Here is a 19,116-nt window from a genome sequence, read left to right as displayed (position 1 = left end):
TTCTACTTGTATATCACCCGAACTTGCCTGTGATATAGTCCATAGTTCTTTCATCTCCGGGATTTTCGAAAATTTTTGCGGTAGGGCCAAACTCCACTAGTTCTCCGAGGTACATAAAGGCGGTGTACTGTGAAACTCTTGCGGCTTGCTGCATGTTGTGTGTAACTATTACTATGGTGATTTTATCTTTGAGTTGCCATATTAGGTCTTCTATCTTTGCTGTGGCAATGGGATCAAGTGCGGAGCATGGTTCGTCCATTAACAGCACCTCGGGCTCTATAGCTAGTGCTCGCGCTATGCAAAGTCTCTGCTGTTGACCACCAGAAAGCTCGTATGCGTTTACACTTAATCTATCATTTACCTCGTCCCATAACGCGGCACGCTTTAAACTATCTTCCACAATTTTATCTAGTTTTTTACCGTCATTTATTCCCTGAATTTTGGGACCATAAGAAACATTATCGTATATAGACATGGGGAACGGATTAGGTTTCTGAAAAACCATTCCCACTCTTTCCCGGAGTTTTACCACATTGGTTACAAAATTGTAAATGTTTTCACCATCAAGAAGCACTTCCCCCTCAACCCTCGCATTATCCAAATCAACCATCCTATTTAAAGATCTAATTAAAGTAGTCTTACCACAACCAGAGGGGCCTATTATTGCTGTTACGTTATTCTTATAGATTTTGAGGTTTATGTTTTTTAAGACATGGTTTTTGATAAACCATAGATTTAGATTTTTAACTTCTATCTTCACTTCGCCATTTTTATGATTATTTTCTTTAGCTGTTTTATTTTCTCTATTGTTGGATACTATAAGTTTGTTTAAAACGGATGCCATTTTTTTCACCAACCTTTCCTTTTTTTCTGACTTCTAGCTCTGATATAGATTGCTAAAACGCTGAAGAGTAGAACTAGTCCGAGTAGTACGAGAGCTGTTCCAAACTCGAAAGGTCTATTTATCTCCGCAAAGGGACTTGAGGTTGCCTCGTAGTATAGGTGGTAGGTCAGAGCCATTACTGGCTGAAAGATATTTGTAGGGTAGAGGCTGCTTTGGTAGAAGATTGATGCTGCGAAAAGTATGGCTGCGGTTTCACCGGCAACGCGTCCAATTCCCAGTATCGTACCAGTAGATATTCCGGGAGCCGCAGCAGGTAGAACAATTGAGGTTATAGTTTCCCATTTCGTCGCTCCAAGAGCTAGGCTTGATTCCCGGAAGCCACTAGGTACAGTCTTTAAGGCTTCTTCTGTTGACTTGATTATTATGGGAAGCACCATAAACCCTAACACTAACCAACCGGATAGTAGAGAAACACCAAAATCTAATTGTTTGGAGAAGAATGCGAAACCAAAGAGACCGAACACTATTGATGGGACACCAGCCAAATTACTAATAGTTTGAATTATGAAGGATTTGAATCGCCCCTCACCTAAGTATTCGTTAATGTACACGGCTGAAAGAATTCCAAGAGGTATGGCTATGCATATAGCTCCAGATACAAGTGCAACGGTTCCGAATATCATTGGGAGTATTCCACCATAGGGCATAATTTGTAAATTAAATGGTTCACTATAGAGATAACTTGGTCCGAGTGGTTCACCATAGAGCATTCTTAGTCCTGGTGTACCTGTTAGGAAATTCCAGCTAATTGCTGGTGCTCCATAATAAACTATGACGCCCATAATTAGAAGGAATGAGGCTAAAATGAGGAGGGTGGGGATACTGAAGAGCATTTCTCCGATTCCAATACGCTTCTTAATGATCGGCCACTCTATTTCACTTTTCATTATTTTGGTCCTCCGAACTTCTTTTTGAATCTGGTGTTAATAATATCTGCTATAAAATTAGCAAGGTATGTGATTAGGAAAAGTACAATTGCAACACCGAAGAGTGCACTATAGTGTAAACTGCCTACCTCGGTTTCTCCCATCTCTGCCGCGATAGCAGCGGTCATAGGTTTAACAGCGGTGAAGAACATTTCAAATGAGAAGGGAGGAATGGTTGCTACACCTCCGCAAACCATAAGCACGGCCATTGTTTCTCCAAGCGCTCTGCCAATAGCCAGAATAATGCTAGCTGTAATGCCAGAAATAGCAGCAGGTAGAAGTACCTTTCGCACCGTCTGGAAGTGGGTTGCTCCAAGGGCGAGTGAGGCTTCTTTGTAGGATTTAGGAACGGCACTTATCGTATCCTCGCTAATAGAAACAATTGTGGGAAGAATCATGATTGAGAGAATGATTGCCCCCGCTAAAGCGGTTTGACCAGACCTTAGACTAAAAATATTAGCAATCTGAGGAGCAAGAACAGCAAGTCCTACAAACCCGAAAACTACGGATGGAACACCCGCCAGAAGCTCGATAATAGGTTTTACAATGTTCTTAATCCTTTGTGGACAATACTCTGCTAGATGGATGGATGAAAGAATACCAACCGGAATAGCTATAAGCAGTGCCCCACCAACAACAATAAGAGTACCAACTATAAGAGGCAGAATCCCGAAATTGAAGCCACTCGGATCCCACGTTGAACCAGTAATAAAGTTTATAAAACCAATTATAATGTTTCCATTTGTCTGAATTAAAGCATGAAGCCACATGTATTCGGCTAAACCAATATCTTTGAGAAGGGGAATAATGTACTGACCATACTGCCAATATCCCATCTCCTGGATAATGGGAAGCCCTTGCTGTATTAGGAAAAATAGAATAAGCATGGTTATAACAAAACTTGAAAGAGCGCAGACACCAGTAAACCCCTCAGGAGAGAAAAACCTCCTAAAGTATTCTGATCCTCTTAATTCCAATGCATTGAGGCTAGGAGCCGGGTGACTAAGGACTTCGGGCCAGAGGTTTTTGAAACCTTTCCACAAACGCTTCATCACATCGAGTATAGTTTCCAAGAGCGTTTTCGGTGTAACCATTTTTACTGTACCTCCTATACAATTGATACGTAACCCGCCAATTCAACAATACTCTGACCAGTAGGACTCAGCACAAAATTTATATACATATCAATAAGTGAGCCCTTGAAGGGTACGCCGTTGGTTACATAGTATAGTTCTCTCCAAGCAGGGTAATCTTTGTCCCTGATAGTTTCCCTCGTTGGCGGATAGTAGGTACCATTTACTCCAGCAATCTCAGCAGTATTTACACCCTTAATATAAGCGAAGCTACAGTATCCTATGGAGTAAGATGTGCTAGTAATCGAAAAAACCATATCCTGATTGTTTGTTACTTCTTGGTTTACCGCAGTTTTACTAACTCCGAAGAGCTTTTCAAAATCTTCACGAGTTCCAGAGTTGGGTTCTCTACCAACAACCCATATGGTCACAGGAGGTAAACTTTGGTCCACCTGGTTCCATCTGGTGTAAACCCCGCTGTATATATTCGCTACCTGCTCCTTTGTTAGCTTTAAGTCCCCCTGAGCCATCCCAGGAATATTCCAAATTATGCAGATAGCGTCAAGTGCTATGGGGTGTAATGTAAGGTTTACCCCGTTTGCAGCAGCACTATTAATTTCAATGCTTTTAGGAGTTCTGGAAACGGCTCCTATTGGCGAAATTCTGTCAATAACATTAGCATATCCAAGACCAGATCCTCCGGCGGATACTTGAACATTTACCCCGGTGACACCGTGAAAAACAGGAGCCATAGCAAGTGAAATTGGCAGTACTGTCGTTGATCCCGCAATATTTAGGGTATCTGAATGATGTCCAGTATATAGTCCAAGTGTCCGCTGTAAATCCGCTTGGGGTTTAACGTAGATAAGAGGGTGAATCACAAATACCGAGATTGCCGCCACTGCCAGTAAGAGTATGATAATCAATGCTGTTTTTCTGCGAAGTTTTCCTAGTATTGCTTTCATTCTCCTGATTCCGTTATGCCTCTTTCGAGTGGACTTCTATTCTTATACTATACTAATATTTTCCTAAAGATTCTTAAGGATACGCATGTATCCTTATGTAGGTGTTTAGAATATGGAATCTAGAAAAATCCAAGAGGTAAAAGGGTCTTTCTACGTTTATCTTCCAAAGAATTGGTGTGCGAGGTCCAAGCTGAAAGGTGGAAGCGAGGTAAACTTTCAGGAATTGGAGGATGGAAGCTTAATAGTGTTTTCAGGTAAGGAAGCATATAAGCGTAAAATTGAAGGAACCTTTGACATAGAAAATTGTGACCCTAATATGGCCTATGTAATGTTACTTTCATGTTATATTGTTGGCCTCGACCAAGTGAATGTGGTATCTACAAAGGAAATATCTCTTGAGGTCCGAGAGGATATAGAAAGAAGTGTTAGAGGCATGATTGGGATTGAGGTTGTTGATGAGACGGATAAATCTATTTTAATTAAGGATATTAGTGAAGGAACATCCATAAGGCCTATAATTCAGCGACTGCTCAACACTACAGGATATATTCTAAACAGCGTTGTGCGGGTCCTTGGAAATGGGGATCAGAAAGAAGCTCAAGTTATCGTCAACCGGGATGATGATGTTGATCGTTATAACTGGCTTGTACAAAGAATGGTACATCTAATACTTGAGAACCCGTCTCTGGCCCGACAATTAAATATACTACCCATAGAAGGCCTACATTACAGTCACATAACACGATACATAGAAAGAATTGCGGATCACGCGGTGGCTATAGCTGAGCAGATTTTAGCTACGGGAGTAGCTAACGATGAGTTATCCAAATTTGCAGAAAGGGCAAACGATTTATACAGCTCACTACTAAACGTTTTCTTCAATAGGAACTTGAGTAAAGCATTTGAGATTCTGGAACAGAGAAGCAGCCTTAAAAAAGAATTACGAAGACTGGAATCAGAATTTCCAGAATATAAAGTAATTATTATACATCTTGAGAGAATTATTGACTACTGCTCAGACATTTCTGAGACCGCCATAGATCAAACCCTTTACGAGATGGTACTGAAGGGAAAAACTATCAAATGTGGTCAATAATAAAAGTCAATAACAGGAGAAGGTTAAGAACCGGAAAATGAATTTTTTATAAATGTATCAATTTTTAGAGAAACTTCTAGGCTTCAAAAGTCTATTTGATAGGGATGTTCCCCATTTTTAAATTCAGGAATTATGTTCCAAGCTTCACGCACCACTAGGAGTGAAGAGGGGTTGGCTATACGCATTGCTTGATCAATGGCTTCCCCCAAGTTATCTACATTAATTATGGGGAGTCTGCCAACATCCTTCAAAGATTTTCCAGAAACAAGTATAAGATTCCGACCCTCAAGCTCCATTATGTTTCTCATTAGGAGAGCCTTGGGATCTTTTTGAGCCATATCCAGAAATTCATCGTATTTTACAGCCATAATTTTTTTAAGCTTGATTAGATCCTCATTGCTTATATCCGATAGCAATATAGTCAATCCATTAGGCTTTAAAAGTTGTTTTGTGGCTCCTAGTGATTGTAAACTTGTATAAAGGTCTTGATCATAAGGTTTCCCGGGTGATATTACTACCACTTCGGCCCGTTTATCTACTTCTACTCTGAAAAGTTTTCTAGACATCTCTGTTCCCTTAGCATAAGCATTTCCAGGATTTCCAGCAACGAGGTCTACTATTCCACCTCTACTATCGATAATGGTGTTCAGTAGAAAGTCAATTCTACAAAGTGAAGCTACACTCTGTGTGTCTCTAAAAACGGGATTATCAGCATTGGACCCTATTTGGCTACCTAGAAGTGTTCCTCTAACCTGATTACACACAATTGCCTCGGCTCCTGCCACACCGGGGAGGATGGCTTGGTAACCTCCAGTAAAGCCTGAGTAGGGATGTGGGTGAATGCATCCGATGGCTATACGATATTCAGCTTCTACCACCTTTGTATTTATTTTCAGACTTGCACCAGATAGCGTTTTTCCAACTTCTGTCAAACCATTTTCATCCAAAGCATCATGGAAACTAATATTATACTGATCAAGAATTTTACTACCCAACATCTTCGTAAATTGACTCGGATCTAGTTTATTTAGGCCGCAAGTTAAAATTACCTCAACTCGGGGAACCTGCACATTTTTTAGCTCGCTAAGAACCAGTTTCAAAATATCGCTGGTAAGTGAATTAAAATTGTAATCAACGATTATAGCCACTCTTTTTACACCAGAAACCTCTTTTCTCAGAGAATCAGTTCCTATCGGATTCATTAAAATATTGCGAACAGAGTTTAATGACATTTTTTTCAGAGTGATTTTTTTAGGTTCGATTACACCATTAAAAATTTGTCCCGGAATTTTGGTTGACTCGAGTCGGTTTCCATATCTCAAAGAAAGGCGTACTTTCTTTTTATTTTCTTCTCTTTTTGTTTTTTCCTTTTTAAACCAAACCAGTTTCTCATGAATTATTCCCTTAGCCAAATCATACTGTTCAAACATGGGATGATTAACATTATAGATGAGAGCAGATTTATCCAGATACTCGAATTGCGCTCCCAGCTCTTCCCCATAGGAAATAGCAGCCTGAAGCAAATCAAAAAGAGCCATTACACATTTTTCCCGCCTCAACCTCTCCTCTATCCTTGAAAGATTATCAAGAATAGTAAAAGCATTTAGCTCCAACCATTTGAAATCAAACCCGGCTAGAACCTGGGGATGTTTAACTATCACTTGTTCAATGTATGATTTGAATTTAGAGCTGGCATTTGGTGTGTTCACTGTTTCTAAAGCACTTAGCAACTCACTGAAAAGCATCATAGAGATAAGAACTATTCTGTCCAAAGCCTGCATCTGCCTCCTTTACTTTTCACTGTCAAAATCACCAGTTCAGGGCTTAGATTAACTAATAGTTACAATAATATTATTTTAACATATAATTGGATCTAATACATGATTATTGACGAAAAATGGTTAAGTAGATATAATCAGATTCTAGTAAACACAAATACTTTTATGGTTTCCTCAATTAAAATTTTACAAACCTCAGGTTTATGAAAAATAATGGTTTTTGAAGAAGTTAAATATTTAGGTTACTTAAAAAAATTGAGTTGAAAACAGTAAAATAAAAAGAACATATAAATTAAGAATGGTTAATCAATAAAAAACAAAATATTAGTTGAATCTGTACCAAAAATTATAAAATCAGATGATTAAAGCGAAATATATTATAAACATGAAGATACTAATATAAATTAAAAATCTACCAGGTATTATTTTTAACTAATAACTAGTAAGATTCTGGAAGGCGAAACAGTTTGGAAGAAGAACCAAAAGTAATGAAAATCTTAGTCACAGGACCTTATTCCTCTGGAAAAAGCACTGTAGTAAGTAAACTATGCAAAGAAGCGGTTAGCATAGATTCATTAGGCACAACTGTAGCCTTTGATTTTGGTTCACGATACGAGGAAGTTAATTTTTTAGATTTGAAAATTTTCGGGACCCCTGGACAGGTGAGGTTTAGATTTCTGCAGGAGATTTTGGCTCTTGGAAGTGCGGGAATTTTACTTGTTGTAGATAGCACATCCCCTGAAACACTTGAATTGGCTAGGAGTGTTCTGACAGGAGTTCAGAAAGAACTGCCTAAGAAGGTGCCTGTGGTGATTCTTGCGAACAAACAAGATTTGGTTGGGGCTTTGAGTCCAGATGAGGTCAAGGAAAAGTTGGGCGTTTCCCAGGAGGTTTCGGTAATAGGGACAGTGGCTACGGAGGGTGTTGGATTAAAGGAAGCTATGACAAAGCTAATTGGATTGATGTTGGAATCTGATAAAGCGTGATATAAAAATTCGTGAATATTTGTCTTTTAATAGTTTGATATTTACTTTTAGGTTAATTTTTAAAAACTATTTTTATGAGGAGTTTAGGTTGGTTTAGAGTGCGGGTTTTCCACATTTTTTGCAGTATCTTGCTGCTGGTGGTATTTTTGACCCGCAGTATATGCAGAATGAGAATTCGTCGTTTTGGTCGGAAAATAGTGTGCTGCCTCCGTAGCCCGGTAGGATGGGTTCGGTTTTTGGTTCTTCTGGGTGGTTGAAGAGGTCGGATATTGGTTCTACGATGCCGCTTTGCTGTTCCATTTTATCGGAATGTAGGAGGGGGTGGGGGCCTGTTTTTTCCATGTTTTCGAATGGGTCTGTTGCTTCGATTGGTCTGCTGCGGTATGAGTATGGGGTGGTGGGTTCTTTTGGCGTGTAGTATGTTGAGTTGGGCTTACTGGTGGCTGTGACGCTTTTTGAGTATTCTATGAATTTGTTGTGTAAGTAGTTTTTTAGTCGTATGTAGTCTTCTTTTGTTAAGCCTAGTAGTTCTAATGCTCTGTCTCTGTTTTCGCAGGGTTTGTTTAGGCTGCAGCAGTAGGCTAGGCTTCCGTAGCAGGTGATGGCCATTGCGTGTTCTTGTGGGCTTTTGAATATGGGGGATACGCGTACTCCGCCGATTACCAGTATTCCACCGTGTTCTAGTTTTGTGTCGGCGAAGCCTTCGGTTACTAGGGCTTGAATGACTTGGTTTGCCGGATAGACTCTGCCTCCGATAACGACAAACCCCTCTGCTTTGGGAGCCTTCTCCATTATACCACCAAGTTTTGAGGTCTAATAATAAATTTTGATTTTCATATTAATAATTATGAATGTTTTCCACGTATATTAATTTAGTTAGAATTGTGTTAGAGAAGGGATTTATTAATTTGAAAGCAAAGATTCTATTGAAAATGTTTGAAAAATTGTTTAAAACCCTTTGTAGCAGGCGGTTTTATGCCTATATCAAAAGTTTTAATATGTTAGGTTAGGGGATATTTCTTAGAGAAAAAGTGAATGGGGTTGTTATAAGCGTTGTCCAGCAGTAATTTTGAATTAACTCTGGCACGGGAAACTCAGTTGATGTACCAGAGAACTCGAGGCTTTGAGCCAGTTAAAGGTGACCTCACCCGTTGGATAGGAGAAATCGCTGGTAGAGGTGAGTTTAGAGGACTCAAATTCGAGGTGGAAATCAAAATTCCGCCCACATTTCCAATTGATCCACCTCAAGTTCGCATGATTTCCCCCACCGAACATCCTAACGTTGACATCGAAACTGGAAGAGTGCAATTAAATATTTTGGAACAATGGAGACCGGAGTACCATTTGTACCATGTAGTAAATACTATAAAAGGCACTTTTGCAAGAATACCCCCCCGTCCAGCTACAAGCAGATTTAAACCAGAAAGAGAGGTACCCAAAGTAACTTTAACAATAGTAGATAAAGAGGGGGAACAAGAAGAAGGCGAAGTGGTAAGTGCTGGAATCTCTCCACATCTTTCCGAAATAGAAGCCGAGGTACAGAAACTTAGGAGTACGCTTCAGGAACGCGATGAGGAGATAGCGTTGCTCCGTGGAAGATTAACTGCCCATAATGTGCCAGAGGAGGCACGGGAACAGACAGAATCCACATTGATGCCTGAAGATCCAGTATATCGTAAAATCCTTGACGTTGAAAGTGAGAAAATAGCTATTGAGGATTTGATTAGAACATTAGAAGAAAAATTTGAGGCGGGGGAAATAGGTCCAACGGAATATACTAAGCTATACAAGAGATATAAGAAGCAGTTATACATAGTAAACAAGAAGCTAGAAGAACTCCAAACAAAATAACAATAATATAACCCGGAGGATAAAAAATGAAGATGGCAGAAAAGTCCAGGGAAAAACCGGAAAAAAATTATCAAGAAAATCAGTGGGAACTAGAAGCGGAACTTTACTCCTGTATAGCGACTTTAGACATGTTGGGTAAAAATTACGAAAACGGTTTAATCGATGCCGCCACTTACAGCCGCCAGATGAGAGCATACGTTCAAAAAATTATTAGCGTGCGTAAAAAACTGGAAGAACAGGGATTTAATCTTACCCGATTTATAGAGGAAGAACAAATCATAAAGAATTTTCCTAATGCCTCTGCGAAGCTAAGAATCGTTAAGATAGACGAGACAGAAATGAGACCAGAAGAAGAAATCCCCCTAGAAATCGTTAAACTCTCACCAGCAAAACTACTCACTGAAACCGCTGACTTGGTATCGAACTTCATAACTCTAATTGACTGTGTCCAGCTAGGTGACTATGCCAGAATCGATAATATAGTTCCCATAATGGATGACATCATACTTCTTATAGAAAACTTCACTGGACTAAACGACAAGGACTACTGGGTATACAAAGAGATACTAGCTTGGCGCGACAAACTTAAAAATGAGCCACCAGACCTGGTGATTGACTCAGAAGACGCCAAGAAAATCGAATACGACGCCGTAAGATGGTTTAAGGACTTCCGACAAAGATTAAAACAGTTATAGAAAAGGAGCCTAGCCAAAAATGGGAATAAGAGAATTACGCGACAAAATGGAGAAAAAAAGATACATGCAAAAAAAAGCCACAGAGTTTAAACTAGAGGAAATTAAGACTGACCTAGAAACCGCAGCCGAAACAGGGGAAAAACTAGAAGAACTAGCTAGAAAATACGGAGTAGTTATAGCCACTAGCCCCAAGCTCCAAGAAGAAGTAGAAAGAATAAGAAAGCAGTACGGAATACCCAAAGAAGCAGTAATCACGCATATAATGACCGAAGAAGAAATACTCAAAAAAGGAGCTATGGGAATAGGGACAAAAATCGACCATGAAAAACTGGGAATGCTACTCTACCAGAGAGCCATGCTCAAACGCAAAGAAAACGGCGGAATAATGACCTACGCAGAGTCATACCTACTGGTAAACACTGGAAAACTAGCTAAAAAACTCGAAACGAAAGACATAGAAAAAGCAGTAAAAATACTAAAGAAAAACAACCTAATACCAGGAACACAAGAACTAAAATCCGGTGTTAAAATAATAAGATTCCTACCAATAGAACTAACCGACGATCAAAACGAAATAATAAGCATAGCAAGCAGAAAAGGATTCACCACCCTCGAAGAAATCATGCTAAAAACAGACTGGGTAAAACCCAGAGCACAAGCAGCACTCCAAGCACTAGAACAAGAAGGTATAACAAGAAAAGATGAAAGCTATGCCGAGGGAGAAAAATATTACTTCCCAGGCCTTATGCACTAAAACCCTCTACTCGATTTCAAAATATAATCATTAAAACACATTTTTCTATTTTTCAAAAAAATCTAAATTTTAAAGATAAAAAACAGGTTTAAAGTTAACCAGGTGCATTTTGAAATCAGTAAATAGAACTACAAAATTGGGAAATTAAAAAAAAGAGGGGGAAAGGTTGCTCCCGCACTACTCTGGCGGGATCTCGGCGTAAATCGTAGCCATGTCTACACCTATTTTCCTGTTATATGCGTAGTACACAGCGAATATGAGACCACCCAGGCCGAACACGAATACGTTGAGCAAGAATCCTTGGAGGGCTAGAGCCCGTATGGCTGCGAATATTACAAACGTTGTGCCAAAGAACGCTATAACTCCAACGATGGTGATAACCGGTATGCCACCCAACTGCCACTTGAGTCCTCTCTCGTAGATTTCTGGCTTGATGTATGGGAATAGTATTGCTGCCATGGCTCCGATCCAGAGCATGGTGGTATCCATTACCACGGTGTCGAAAGCAGCCATGAAAATGTCGACTGAGGATAGTAGGACACCGCCAATAGCTACTATGCCTACTAGTGTGGTTGCCCACACTGGGCTGTGCCATCTCTCACTAACTTCGGCGAACTTTACGGGGAAGGTTCTGTCAAATGACCATGCGAAGGTGGTTCGGGCAGCGGTGATTAGGAATGGTGGAATGTCGTTCATCAGCCAGATAGCACCCGCAATAGCGATAAAGAAGGCGATGGGCCCGGAAGCGTATGGAACCTGTAGTGTCGCGTAGAATGGCAACTGGGTTCCAATCGGAGCCGGGTAGCTAGGTAGTAAGTACGCTGGTATGAATTGCCATAAGTTTGGGTCAATAGCAGCTGCTATCCAAGCATACTGAGGGTTCATTGTGAGTGCCCATGTGGCGTCGGCCTGTGCGCCTGCTGCGACAACGTATACGTTTGCGAAGAGGCCGCTGGTGTTTAGTGCTAGGAAGCTGATTCCAACATAGTATGCGGCAATTATTAGAGTACCGTAGATGACTGATATTATCATGCTTCTGTTGGGTTCTTTCATCTCGCCACCCACAAATGTGGATGCGGTGAAACCGATGTAAGCCCAAGTGAGAAGTGCCACTGCGCCAACGGTGTCATCCATTGGAGTAGTAGCAAGGATACCATTCCAGTAGTGTTCAAGTGATGCTACGAAATAGTTGTTAAATAGTCTTGTGAAAGCGTTGTCCAGACCTCCACTGGTGAAGAAGTCTATTGGGTTTGAGTAGGCTAGTGCGTAGTTGACCATTGCGTTTGCTGTGTTTCCTGTCATTAGGTAGAATATTGTTAAGACACTGCCTATGGCTGCGATGATTAGCATCGCGTTTAGTACCTTTCCGAAGATGTTAAGTCCGGCCACTGTGACGAAGTAGAAGACTACTACCAGTATTATTCCCACTATGATCCCCGCTTCAGTTGATTGCATCCATGTTCCTATCTGGAATAGCCCATCTGTGGGAACGCGCCCTATGACTTGTAGTCCGAATCCCAGGAAGGCTGTGTCTAGGAAGGCGATGATTCCGAATGATAGTGCTACTGATACCCACCAGACCCAGCTGCTTAAGAATCCCAGGAAGGGACTCATGGTTCGGCTAATATACACGTAGCCGCCGCCGGATCGGGGCATTGCTACACCGAACAGGGCGAAGACTACTGCAGCAGATATGGCGGGTATTGCGCCTATGGCGAATGCAAGTGGTACATTGGCTAGGGGGAATGCGGCGGGTGTGTTTACTGAATATTTGTTAATACCGCCACCGATAACGTTGCAGAGTACTATGGATAAGGCGGTAAACCAGCCGATTTCTCGTACTAGGCCTGTTGCATCTCTTGCGAAGGTTACTTTTTTCGCTCCCATTTTTTTAAGTCCTCCATCCTAATTTGGACTTTTCTCTAAGTTTTTTGTTTCACTTATATAAGATTATCGTTTAACAATTGTAAAATGTCACGTCAAATGCCGAAGTGGGTAAAAAACAGCAAATTAAAGCGTATTTAATGAGAAGTTACGAAAATTAAAAAATTCGGGTAATATAACGTTGTTTTTAAGGTTAATTAGATGATTCATCTTAGAGTATAAGATTAATGTTTTAGAATATAAAAAATATATTATTTTAAATATTAAAAATGCTATATTGATAACTATGAGAAAATAATTATCATTGATAAGAAAACCAATATAACTAAAATAATTGTGAATTATTATAAGAACCATAAAATAAAAAAATATAAAATGTATAACAATATCATGGAATAATATAATTATAAATTATCAATGTAATTAACAGTATTGTGTTAAAAGAAAGGTAGCAAAAGATAATAAGCAAATACCAAGATAAATAAGCCAAAATACATACAAACAAAATTGTAAATAAATTCATTAAATATCCGAAGTCTTTAAAATAAAGAACAACCAAATAAAAAGCATTGATATTAACGATTACTTAGTAACTTGACCAGAAGCGGTGGTTTAAATGAGACACAAAAAGAAAGCTGCAGTAGCACTAACGTTTTGCATATTATTTATCTGCACCATATTTCTCATATCCACCACCTTACCAATAATATCTACTTTTCCTAAAAGTCCAGAAGCACTTTCATTTCAATCAAAAGACACTTCAATCGACCCAACAATCCAAATAAACGGAATATACTATAACCTAACTTGGTTCCAAATCACCGAAACAGTCATAGACATCATAGAGGGTAATCTCACCGGCCCTCCAGGACAATATCTCAAAATTTCATGGAACGATAATTCAAACAGATCTGTAGCCATGTCATTTAACACCACCGTTACAACATACTTTAATGGTATACAACTGTGGATAGGATACAATAATACTCCTCCAGACCTTAGAGTAGAACTAAGAAACGGAACCAAAATAGGCACACAGTGGGTGCCAAATAACGAGACAGGCTCTATCCTGCTAAGCCAAAACTACACATATGGTAATTTTACTTCGGGAGGAGGCTGGGCCACTCTACTTAATGATACCATTATTGAACTTAATTCAAACTGGACTTACTTTATATTGCTAATGCTTAACGAGACTACATCAGGTGATGCTACCAAGTATTACTCATGGGGGTGTACTTCAGATCCAGTTAATGGTGATAATGGTGATAATGGTGATAATGGTATTGCGCTTCTTTTAGAGTTTAGTGATGTAGAGGAGATAAATGATACTAGCTATTGGCTTAATAAAAAAGTTGATTTTGATTGTTGGATGATGTTGAATTTCACAAAACTTCAGCATACCTTGACGCTGCAGCTTCCTGCGAATTGGACTTTGAATCGGCTTTGGGTAGATGTATTTAACAGTACAGGAAATATTGGTTATAGTACCTCAGGAAGCGCCGAGGGAAATATCACCGCTGGGATTGGAAGCTTTACCGTTAATGTTTCTAATGGAGACCGGATGTATCTGGCGGTTATTACATTTACAGATATAAAGCCGGTTTCATGGTTAAACATTATTGAGGATACAAGAAATTCCGATGGCTATGCTCGCACTGTTGGGAATATGAGTGAAGCACAAAGATTCATCTTACCACATGATTCAGAAAACCTGACAATCCAAATATTGATACGTAACACCGGGTTAACAGAAAATCTCACCGCTGAAATCCGAAATGCAACATATAATTCCTTAATCGGAGCTTACAAACCAAGCGATGAGCCTGTCGTTAGCCTAGAAATTCCATACCAAGATATTACTTCAAATTATGAATGGCTCACCCTTAACTTCACTGGCTATTTCTCTGAGGGAAACTATTTTCTAGTAATCCATACCAAGGATTGGGCTGGAAACCCAAGTAGTAGTCGATTTTACGACTGGGCAAGCCACTCCACTGCTTATGAGATTCCTCCACCCGAAGGCTACGAAGTATGGACCAGCGCCGATAATCATAGTGATTGGAACTGGGATGATGTTCGAGACCCCTATGGGAATCGATACTGGCACTGTATGAAAGTTATTTCCTACAATTCCACAGATACAGAAAATATTGATATCTGGATAAACAACAAACTAGCCGGAGTTATGGGAAATAATAGAGTATGGAATGATACTGTTTGGATACCAATACTAGCAACCAATGATTACAATTACACATTTAGTTTAAAATGCAGCAAAGATATTACTTACAATCTAAGTTATGACTTATATTACTATAACTATAGCAATGGATTAAATAATAACATAAGATTTTATGTAAACGACTTCGCTATGACTAATAGCACCCAAGGCTACTGGTATCAATCCCTTACCAGCAGTCAAGCAAAATACAACGTTAGCACAGGCATGACTACACTAATTTTTAAAGCTTTAGACATAACCAGTGGAAAATGGACCAGCGCCACCATCAACGCATCAATAAGCGCGATAATGTCCTATACAGAAAACCGAAACATGACTTCTGATACACTATTCACATTTATATACAACCATCAAAGCAATGCAACCATTTCATTATCGCAGGAATCCATGTACATTGACTACTCAACAGTGAACGTAACTGCGGTTGATAAAGTATATCTAAATAGTACCTCTCTCCTCTCAGGAAACTGGACCGATGACACCACAGCCGACAGGATAACAATACTCAAAAACGCCTTCAACGAAACACCAATAGGGCAAGAAATTTCCGGTGGGGAAATTGTAAATGTTACTATGCAATTCTACTCTAGCGTAAACGTTACGCCGCCAATTATACCATACATCAATGAAGAAGTCACATTAAACATAACAAACGTTTTAGATAAACCCGCATCTCTAAATGTAACAATAATTAACCCAAACGGCACAATCCGAAATCTTCTGGGGAACACAAACGATAATCAAAATTGGAACGTAACCTTTGAGCCCCAAGAAGTTGGTAAATACATTGTATCGGTTAAAACACAATCAGAAGGCAGAGAGATAATAACAAGAGAGATAGGTAGCCAAGCCGTAGAAAAATACTACTACACGTTCAACGTATATCAACTGGGAGCGGGGTTAATAGAGCCGGATGTCAATACTAACAAAACATTAACTGTAGGGACTCCGTTTAAACTACTGATATGGATCAGATATGTGCCCTATACTGCAGAAACCCCACAAGTCAACGTAACAAGGCTAGAAGTATTATTAAACAATGTACCAACCACAAACAACGCAACATACAATAACAACACAGGATACTGGGAACTTTTGATAACATCCAGCGAACTAAGCCAACTAGGCCCCCTAAACATAACCCTAAACATAACCGATAACGCCGACAGAAACCTCGAAAAAAGCTTCACTGTTCAGGTAGTTCCCCCAACTCTTCCCTCCCCCATATCAATGCTATCACCACTGACAGCAAACGCTGCCATCAGCTCAATCAACTTAGACTCAATGTCCAGAATCATAACCATAATATTCGTACTACTAATATGCAGCCTCATCTTCATGCGAATATTTTACCCAGACACCCTAATCAAAATCCACAAAACACTACTGCGAAGACCGTAAAAACAACCCCTACTCATTTTTTCCTCTACTTAAAAAATTCAATACTAGAATGATTTTTACCAAAAATAGTGTAAGATAAAAGAAGAGATTAAAAAATAAATATTGAATGGTGCGGAGGACGCGATGTGTTCCAGCAGCAGAAATTCTGCCACTGATCGAACGCGTGAAGGCCTACGCCACAGGAGTTCCGAACCTCGAATAACACAAATTCAAGAGTCCTCAGTCCTGCTCCTCAAACCTGTCGAGCCCTTGGGGATGACATTTGACCTAGCTCGGAAACCTCCGCACTGGTTTCGACAAAATAGGATTACACTAACCAGTTTTTATAATTTTCTGTATTTAGAATTTTCGACATTTTGTAAGTAATTTATAGGAAATTTTTTCTATGGGAAAGTTCAAAAGGAAAACGTATAAAAATTAATATGCGTATCCATTTTGTGTAATTAGAAATCATTGGAGTTATATAATTCGTTAAGCTCTGTGTAGGAAAATGGTGCAGGGATTTCCGAGTGGTCAAAGGAGCTGGGCTTAGGACCCAGTGGCGTAGTGGTGTCCGCCGGTTTTTGGAGGAGCCGCGCAAGCCTTCGCGTGTTCGAAAAGAAGCGTTGATGCGATGCGTCTCGATAATCACGCTCCCTGCACTACTAATTTGATTGGGGAAATATGCCCGCACCAAATTTTTAAAGGTGGGTGTTTGTTTAGTTTTATTTGGTTTGTGATGTTTTGGTTTGATGTTTGTGGTTTTTGTTTGATGGTGATTGTTTTGGAGAAGCGTGTTGATAGGTTTGATCGTAAGATAGATAAGAGTAGAATGAAGCGTAAGATGTCTGAGGATTTGGAGACGGTGCAGGCGGTTGTTGATAAGAGAACTGCGATGATTTTGTATGGTTTGATTAATCGGGGTTATTTGACTAGTATGAAGGGGGTTGTTTCTTCGGGTAAGGAGGCGAATGTTTATTGGGCTACTGTTGAGAAGGAGGGGGAGATTCGGGATTTGGCGGTTAAGATTTTTCGAACCTCGACCATGGATTTTAAGCGGATTTGGATTTATATTCAGGGAGATCCGCGTTTTTCGAGGGTTAAGAGGGACACGCGTTCGATAGTGTATACGTGGGCTGAGAAGGAGTTTAAGAATCTGAGTCTTGCGGACGAAGTGGGTGTTAGGGTTCCTAAGCCAGTTGTTTGTCGAGGGAATGTTCTGGTTATGGAGTTTATTGGTGAGGAGGGTGTTCCTGCTCCGAGGCTTAAGGAAGCAGTGATTGAGGAGCCGGATTCTGTGTTTGAGATTGTTTTGGATTATGTTGTTAAGCTTTATCGGGGGGCTGAGCTGGTTCATGCGGATCTGAGTGAGTATAATATTTTGTATTGGGATGAGCCTGTTATTATTGATGTTTCTCAGGCAGTTCTTCTGAGTCATCCTCAGGCAATTGAGTTTTTGGTTCGTGATATTAGGAATGTTTTGAGATATTTTTCCAGTTTAGGGGTGAATGTTCTATCTTTGGATGAGGCGTATAGAAAGGTTACAGGTGAGGAATTGGCTTGGAGACCAGAGAGTTTATAAAAATTCCGAAAGAACGTATGGGCATTCTTATTGGCCCGGATGGAAAGATTAAGGCTACTATTGAGAAAGAGACTAAAACTAGACTGGAGATTGATGGTAAAGAAGGCAGTGTTTTCATTTTATCAACAGAAGAAACTGACGATCCCTTGGCTGTCTGGAAAGCGAGAGACATTGCACGGGCAATCGGAAGAGGCTTTAGTCCCAATAGAGCCTTTAGACTTCTAGGGGAAGATGAGCTGTTGGAAATAGTAGATCTTACACTTTTTACTGGTAAATCAAAAAACGCAATGAATAGGATTAAGGGACGTATAATAGGTACCGGAGGAAAAACCAGAAGGATTATTGAAGAAGTTAGCGGAGCTATAATATCAGTTTATGGGCATACTGTAGCTATAATTGGTGATGCGGATCAAAGTAGAATGGCTAAAGAAGCAATAATTATGTTAATCGAGGGATTACCCCATTCAACTGTTTATGGTTTTCTTCAAAAGAGAAGACGAGCCTTAAAAAGAAAATGGACATCATGGAAAACTTTAAGCGAAATATAACCTAAAGGGCAAAAACGAATATTCTATTATATACCTTGCAAGTAACTGTTATCTTCAAGCCATCGAGCCTGCCCCTTAGAATACCTCCACATTATATCGCCCTTCTCATCCTGAAAGTCCCAGGGTGCAACAAGCACAACATCACCCTCACGAATCCAGACCCTTTTCTTCATTTTTCCTCTTATTCTGCACAGTCTGGTTTTTCCGTCAGTGCATTTGACCTGGAGACGGTCGAACCCCATCATTTTGACGACGACGCCTAGAATTTCTCCTTCTCGTGGAGTGCGTACTTTTCTGAATTCTGTTTCTTTGTCTATGGTGGTTTTTTTCGGTGGCACAACTTTCAACCTTCTTTAGTCTTTTAAAGATACGTAATCACTCTTTTAAAATTTCCTAAAAAACCTACATAAGCTTCGCTTTTTAGACAAATTATAAAAAACCTTTTTTTG

Annotated in this window: 16 protein-coding genes and 1 tRNA gene; 9 read left to right on the top strand and 8 right to left on the bottom strand. The window is 39.8% G+C overall.

Annotated features, from left to right (window positions below; translation table 11 throughout):
- Positions 1 to 13: 13 nt before the first annotated feature.
- Genes pstB through ACUVXA_RS00300 form a run of 4 tightly spaced genes read right to left on the bottom strand, consistent with a single transcriptional unit; the run spans position 14 to position 3,868 of the window.
- Entirely contained in the window at positions 14 to 844 is an 831-nt protein-coding gene (pstB, locus tag ACUVXA_RS00315; protein ID WP_445869230.1) for a phosphate ABC transporter ATP-binding protein PstB, read from the bottom strand.
- Between the two features lie 5 nt (positions 845 to 849).
- Positions 850 to 1,791, bottom strand: a complete 942-nt coding sequence (gene pstA / locus ACUVXA_RS00310) for a phosphate ABC transporter permease PstA (RefSeq protein ID WP_445869229.1) — start codon at positions 1,789 to 1,791, stop codon at positions 850 to 852.
- Complete coding sequence (gene pstC / locus ACUVXA_RS00305; RefSeq protein ID WP_445869228.1) at positions 1,791 to 2,924, bottom strand: phosphate ABC transporter permease subunit PstC; 1,134 nt, start codon at positions 2,922 to 2,924, stop codon at positions 1,791 to 1,793. The genes pstA and pstC overlap by 1 nt, the downstream gene beginning before the upstream one ends.
- A 14-nt stretch (positions 2,925 to 2,938) precedes the next feature.
- Positions 2,939 to 3,868, bottom strand: coding sequence for a PstS family phosphate ABC transporter substrate-binding protein (locus tag ACUVXA_RS00300; RefSeq protein WP_445869227.1), 930 nt, complete (start codon positions 3,866 to 3,868; stop codon positions 2,939 to 2,941).
- 112 nt (positions 3,869 to 3,980) lie between these two features.
- Here ACUVXA_RS00300 and ACUVXA_RS00295 point away from each other — a divergent pair, with 112 nt between their 5' ends.
- Complete coding sequence (locus ACUVXA_RS00295; protein WP_445869226.1) at positions 3,981 to 4,964, top strand: PhoU domain-containing protein; 984 nt, start codon at positions 3,981 to 3,983, stop codon at positions 4,962 to 4,964.
- An 83-nt stretch (positions 4,965 to 5,047) separates the two neighbouring features.
- Here the strand turns inward: ACUVXA_RS00295 and ACUVXA_RS00290 are convergent, their stop codons facing one another.
- Positions 5,048 to 6,745, bottom strand: coding sequence for a lactate racemase domain-containing protein (locus ACUVXA_RS00290; RefSeq protein WP_445869225.1), 1,698 nt, complete (start codon positions 6,743 to 6,745; stop codon positions 5,048 to 5,050).
- Positions 6,746 to 7,209: 464 nt separating this feature from the next.
- On the opposite strand from ACUVXA_RS00290, the gene ACUVXA_RS00285 reads away from it, so the two are divergent.
- Positions 7,210 to 7,728, top strand: coding sequence for a GTP-binding protein (locus ACUVXA_RS00285; protein WP_445869224.1), 519 nt, complete (start codon positions 7,210 to 7,212; stop codon positions 7,726 to 7,728).
- Between the two features lie 93 nt (positions 7,729 to 7,821).
- Here the strand turns inward: ACUVXA_RS00285 and ACUVXA_RS00280 are convergent, their stop codons facing one another.
- Positions 7,822 to 8,520, bottom strand: coding sequence for a hypothetical protein (locus ACUVXA_RS00280; protein WP_445869223.1), 699 nt, complete (start codon positions 8,518 to 8,520; stop codon positions 7,822 to 7,824).
- Between the two features lie 261 nt (positions 8,521 to 8,781).
- On the opposite strand from ACUVXA_RS00280, the gene ACUVXA_RS00275 reads away from it, so the two are divergent.
- From ACUVXA_RS00275 to ACUVXA_RS00265, 3 genes are read left to right on the top strand one after another with little or no spacing between them, the layout of a single operon-like run.
- Positions 8,782 to 9,579, top strand: a complete 798-nt coding sequence (locus tag ACUVXA_RS00275) for a ubiquitin-conjugating enzyme E2 (protein WP_445869222.1) — start codon at positions 8,782 to 8,784, stop codon at positions 9,577 to 9,579.
- A gap of 26 nt (positions 9,580 to 9,605) precedes the next feature.
- Positions 9,606 to 10,274, top strand: coding sequence for a hypothetical protein (locus ACUVXA_RS00270; RefSeq protein ID WP_445869221.1), 669 nt, complete (start codon positions 9,606 to 9,608; stop codon positions 10,272 to 10,274).
- Positions 10,275 to 10,293: 19 nt separating this feature from the next.
- Positions 10,294 to 11,028: a hypothetical protein gene (locus tag ACUVXA_RS00265; RefSeq protein WP_445869220.1), complete on the top strand. Its 735-nt coding sequence runs from the start codon at positions 10,294 to 10,296 to the stop codon at positions 11,026 to 11,028.
- 177 nt (positions 11,029 to 11,205) lie between these two features.
- On the opposite strand, the gene ACUVXA_RS00260 is transcribed toward ACUVXA_RS00265, so the two are convergent.
- The gene (locus tag ACUVXA_RS00260; protein ID WP_445869219.1) at positions 11,206 to 12,915 is read right to left on the bottom strand and encodes an APC family permease; all 1,710 of its coding nucleotides are present in this window, start codon (positions 12,913 to 12,915) and stop codon (positions 11,206 to 11,208) included.
- Between the two features lie 613 nt (positions 12,916 to 13,528).
- On the opposite strand from ACUVXA_RS00260, the gene ACUVXA_RS00255 reads away from it, so the two are divergent.
- The 4 genes from ACUVXA_RS00255 (at position 13,529) to ACUVXA_RS00240 (ending at position 18,667) form a co-directional block, all read left to right on the top strand.
- Positions 13,529 to 16,558: a hypothetical protein gene (locus tag ACUVXA_RS00255; protein WP_445869218.1), complete on the top strand. Its 3,030-nt coding sequence runs from the start codon at positions 13,529 to 13,531 to the stop codon at positions 16,556 to 16,558.
- Positions 16,559 to 17,053: 495 nt separating this feature from the next.
- A tRNA-Leu gene (locus ACUVXA_RS00250) sits at positions 17,054 to 17,199 on the top strand.
- Between the two features lie 110 nt (positions 17,200 to 17,309).
- Entirely contained in the window at positions 17,310 to 18,119 is an 810-nt protein-coding gene (locus ACUVXA_RS00245; protein WP_445869257.1) for a serine protein kinase RIO, read from the top strand.
- Positions 18,098 to 18,667, top strand: a complete 570-nt coding sequence (locus ACUVXA_RS00240) for a KH domain-containing protein (protein ID WP_445869217.1) — start codon at positions 18,098 to 18,100, stop codon at positions 18,665 to 18,667. The genes ACUVXA_RS00245 and ACUVXA_RS00240 overlap by 22 nt, the downstream gene beginning before the upstream one ends.
- A 26-nt stretch (positions 18,668 to 18,693) precedes the next feature.
- Here ACUVXA_RS00240 and eif1A read toward each other — a convergent pair whose 3' ends face one another.
- Positions 18,694 to 19,005 carry a translation initiation factor eIF-1A gene (gene eif1A, locus ACUVXA_RS00235; RefSeq protein ID WP_445869216.1) on the bottom strand — a complete coding sequence of 104 codons (312 nt, stop codon included), beginning with the start codon at positions 19,003 to 19,005 and terminating at the stop codon, positions 18,694 to 18,696.
- Positions 19,006 to 19,116: the final 111 nt, after the last annotated feature.

It is taken from the genome of Candidatus Jordarchaeum sp., assembly GCF_052745115.1.
The sequence above is the reverse complement of the archived record's forward strand: the minus strand, read 5'-3'. Positions and strand labels throughout refer to the sequence as shown.

Bases quoted from the DNA above. Each gene is read 5' to 3' on its own strand.
- ACUVXA_RS00265 (WP_445869220.1), top strand. From the start codon at position 10,294: ATGGGAATAAGAGAATTACGCGACAAAATGGAGAAAAAAAGATACATG.
- pstB (WP_445869230.1), bottom strand. From the start codon at position 844: ATGGCATCCGTTTTAAACAAACTTATAGTATCCAACAATAGAGAAAAT.
- ACUVXA_RS00255 (WP_445869218.1), top strand. From the start codon at position 13,529: ATGAGACACAAAAAGAAAGCTGCAGTAGCACTAACGTTTTGCATATTA.
- ACUVXA_RS00270 (WP_445869221.1), top strand. From the start codon at position 9,606: ATGAAGATGGCAGAAAAGTCCAGGGAAAAACCGGAAAAAAATTATCAA.
- pstC (WP_445869228.1), bottom strand. From the start codon at position 2,924: ATGGTTACACCGAAAACGCTCTTGGAAACTATACTCGATGTGATGAAG.
- ACUVXA_RS00260 (WP_445869219.1), bottom strand. From the start codon at position 12,915: ATGGGAGCGAAAAAAGTAACCTTCGCAAGAGATGCAACAGGCCTAGTA.
- ACUVXA_RS00280 (WP_445869223.1), bottom strand. From the start codon at position 8,520: ATGGAGAAGGCTCCCAAAGCAGAGGGGTTTGTCGTTATCGGAGGCAGA.
- ACUVXA_RS00300 (WP_445869227.1), bottom strand. From the start codon at position 3,868: ATGAAAGCAATACTAGGAAAACTTCGCAGAAAAACAGCATTGATTATC.
- ACUVXA_RS00295 (WP_445869226.1), top strand. From the start codon at position 3,981: ATGGAATCTAGAAAAATCCAAGAGGTAAAAGGGTCTTTCTACGTTTAT.
- ACUVXA_RS00245 (WP_445869257.1), top strand. From the start codon at position 17,310: ATGGTGATTGTTTTGGAGAAGCGTGTTGATAGGTTTGATCGTAAGATA.
- ACUVXA_RS00290 (WP_445869225.1), bottom strand. From the start codon at position 6,745: ATGCAGGCTTTGGACAGAATAGTTCTTATCTCTATGATGCTTTTCAGT.
- pstA (WP_445869229.1), bottom strand. From the start codon at position 1,791: ATGAAAAGTGAAATAGAGTGGCCGATCATTAAGAAGCGTATTGGAATC.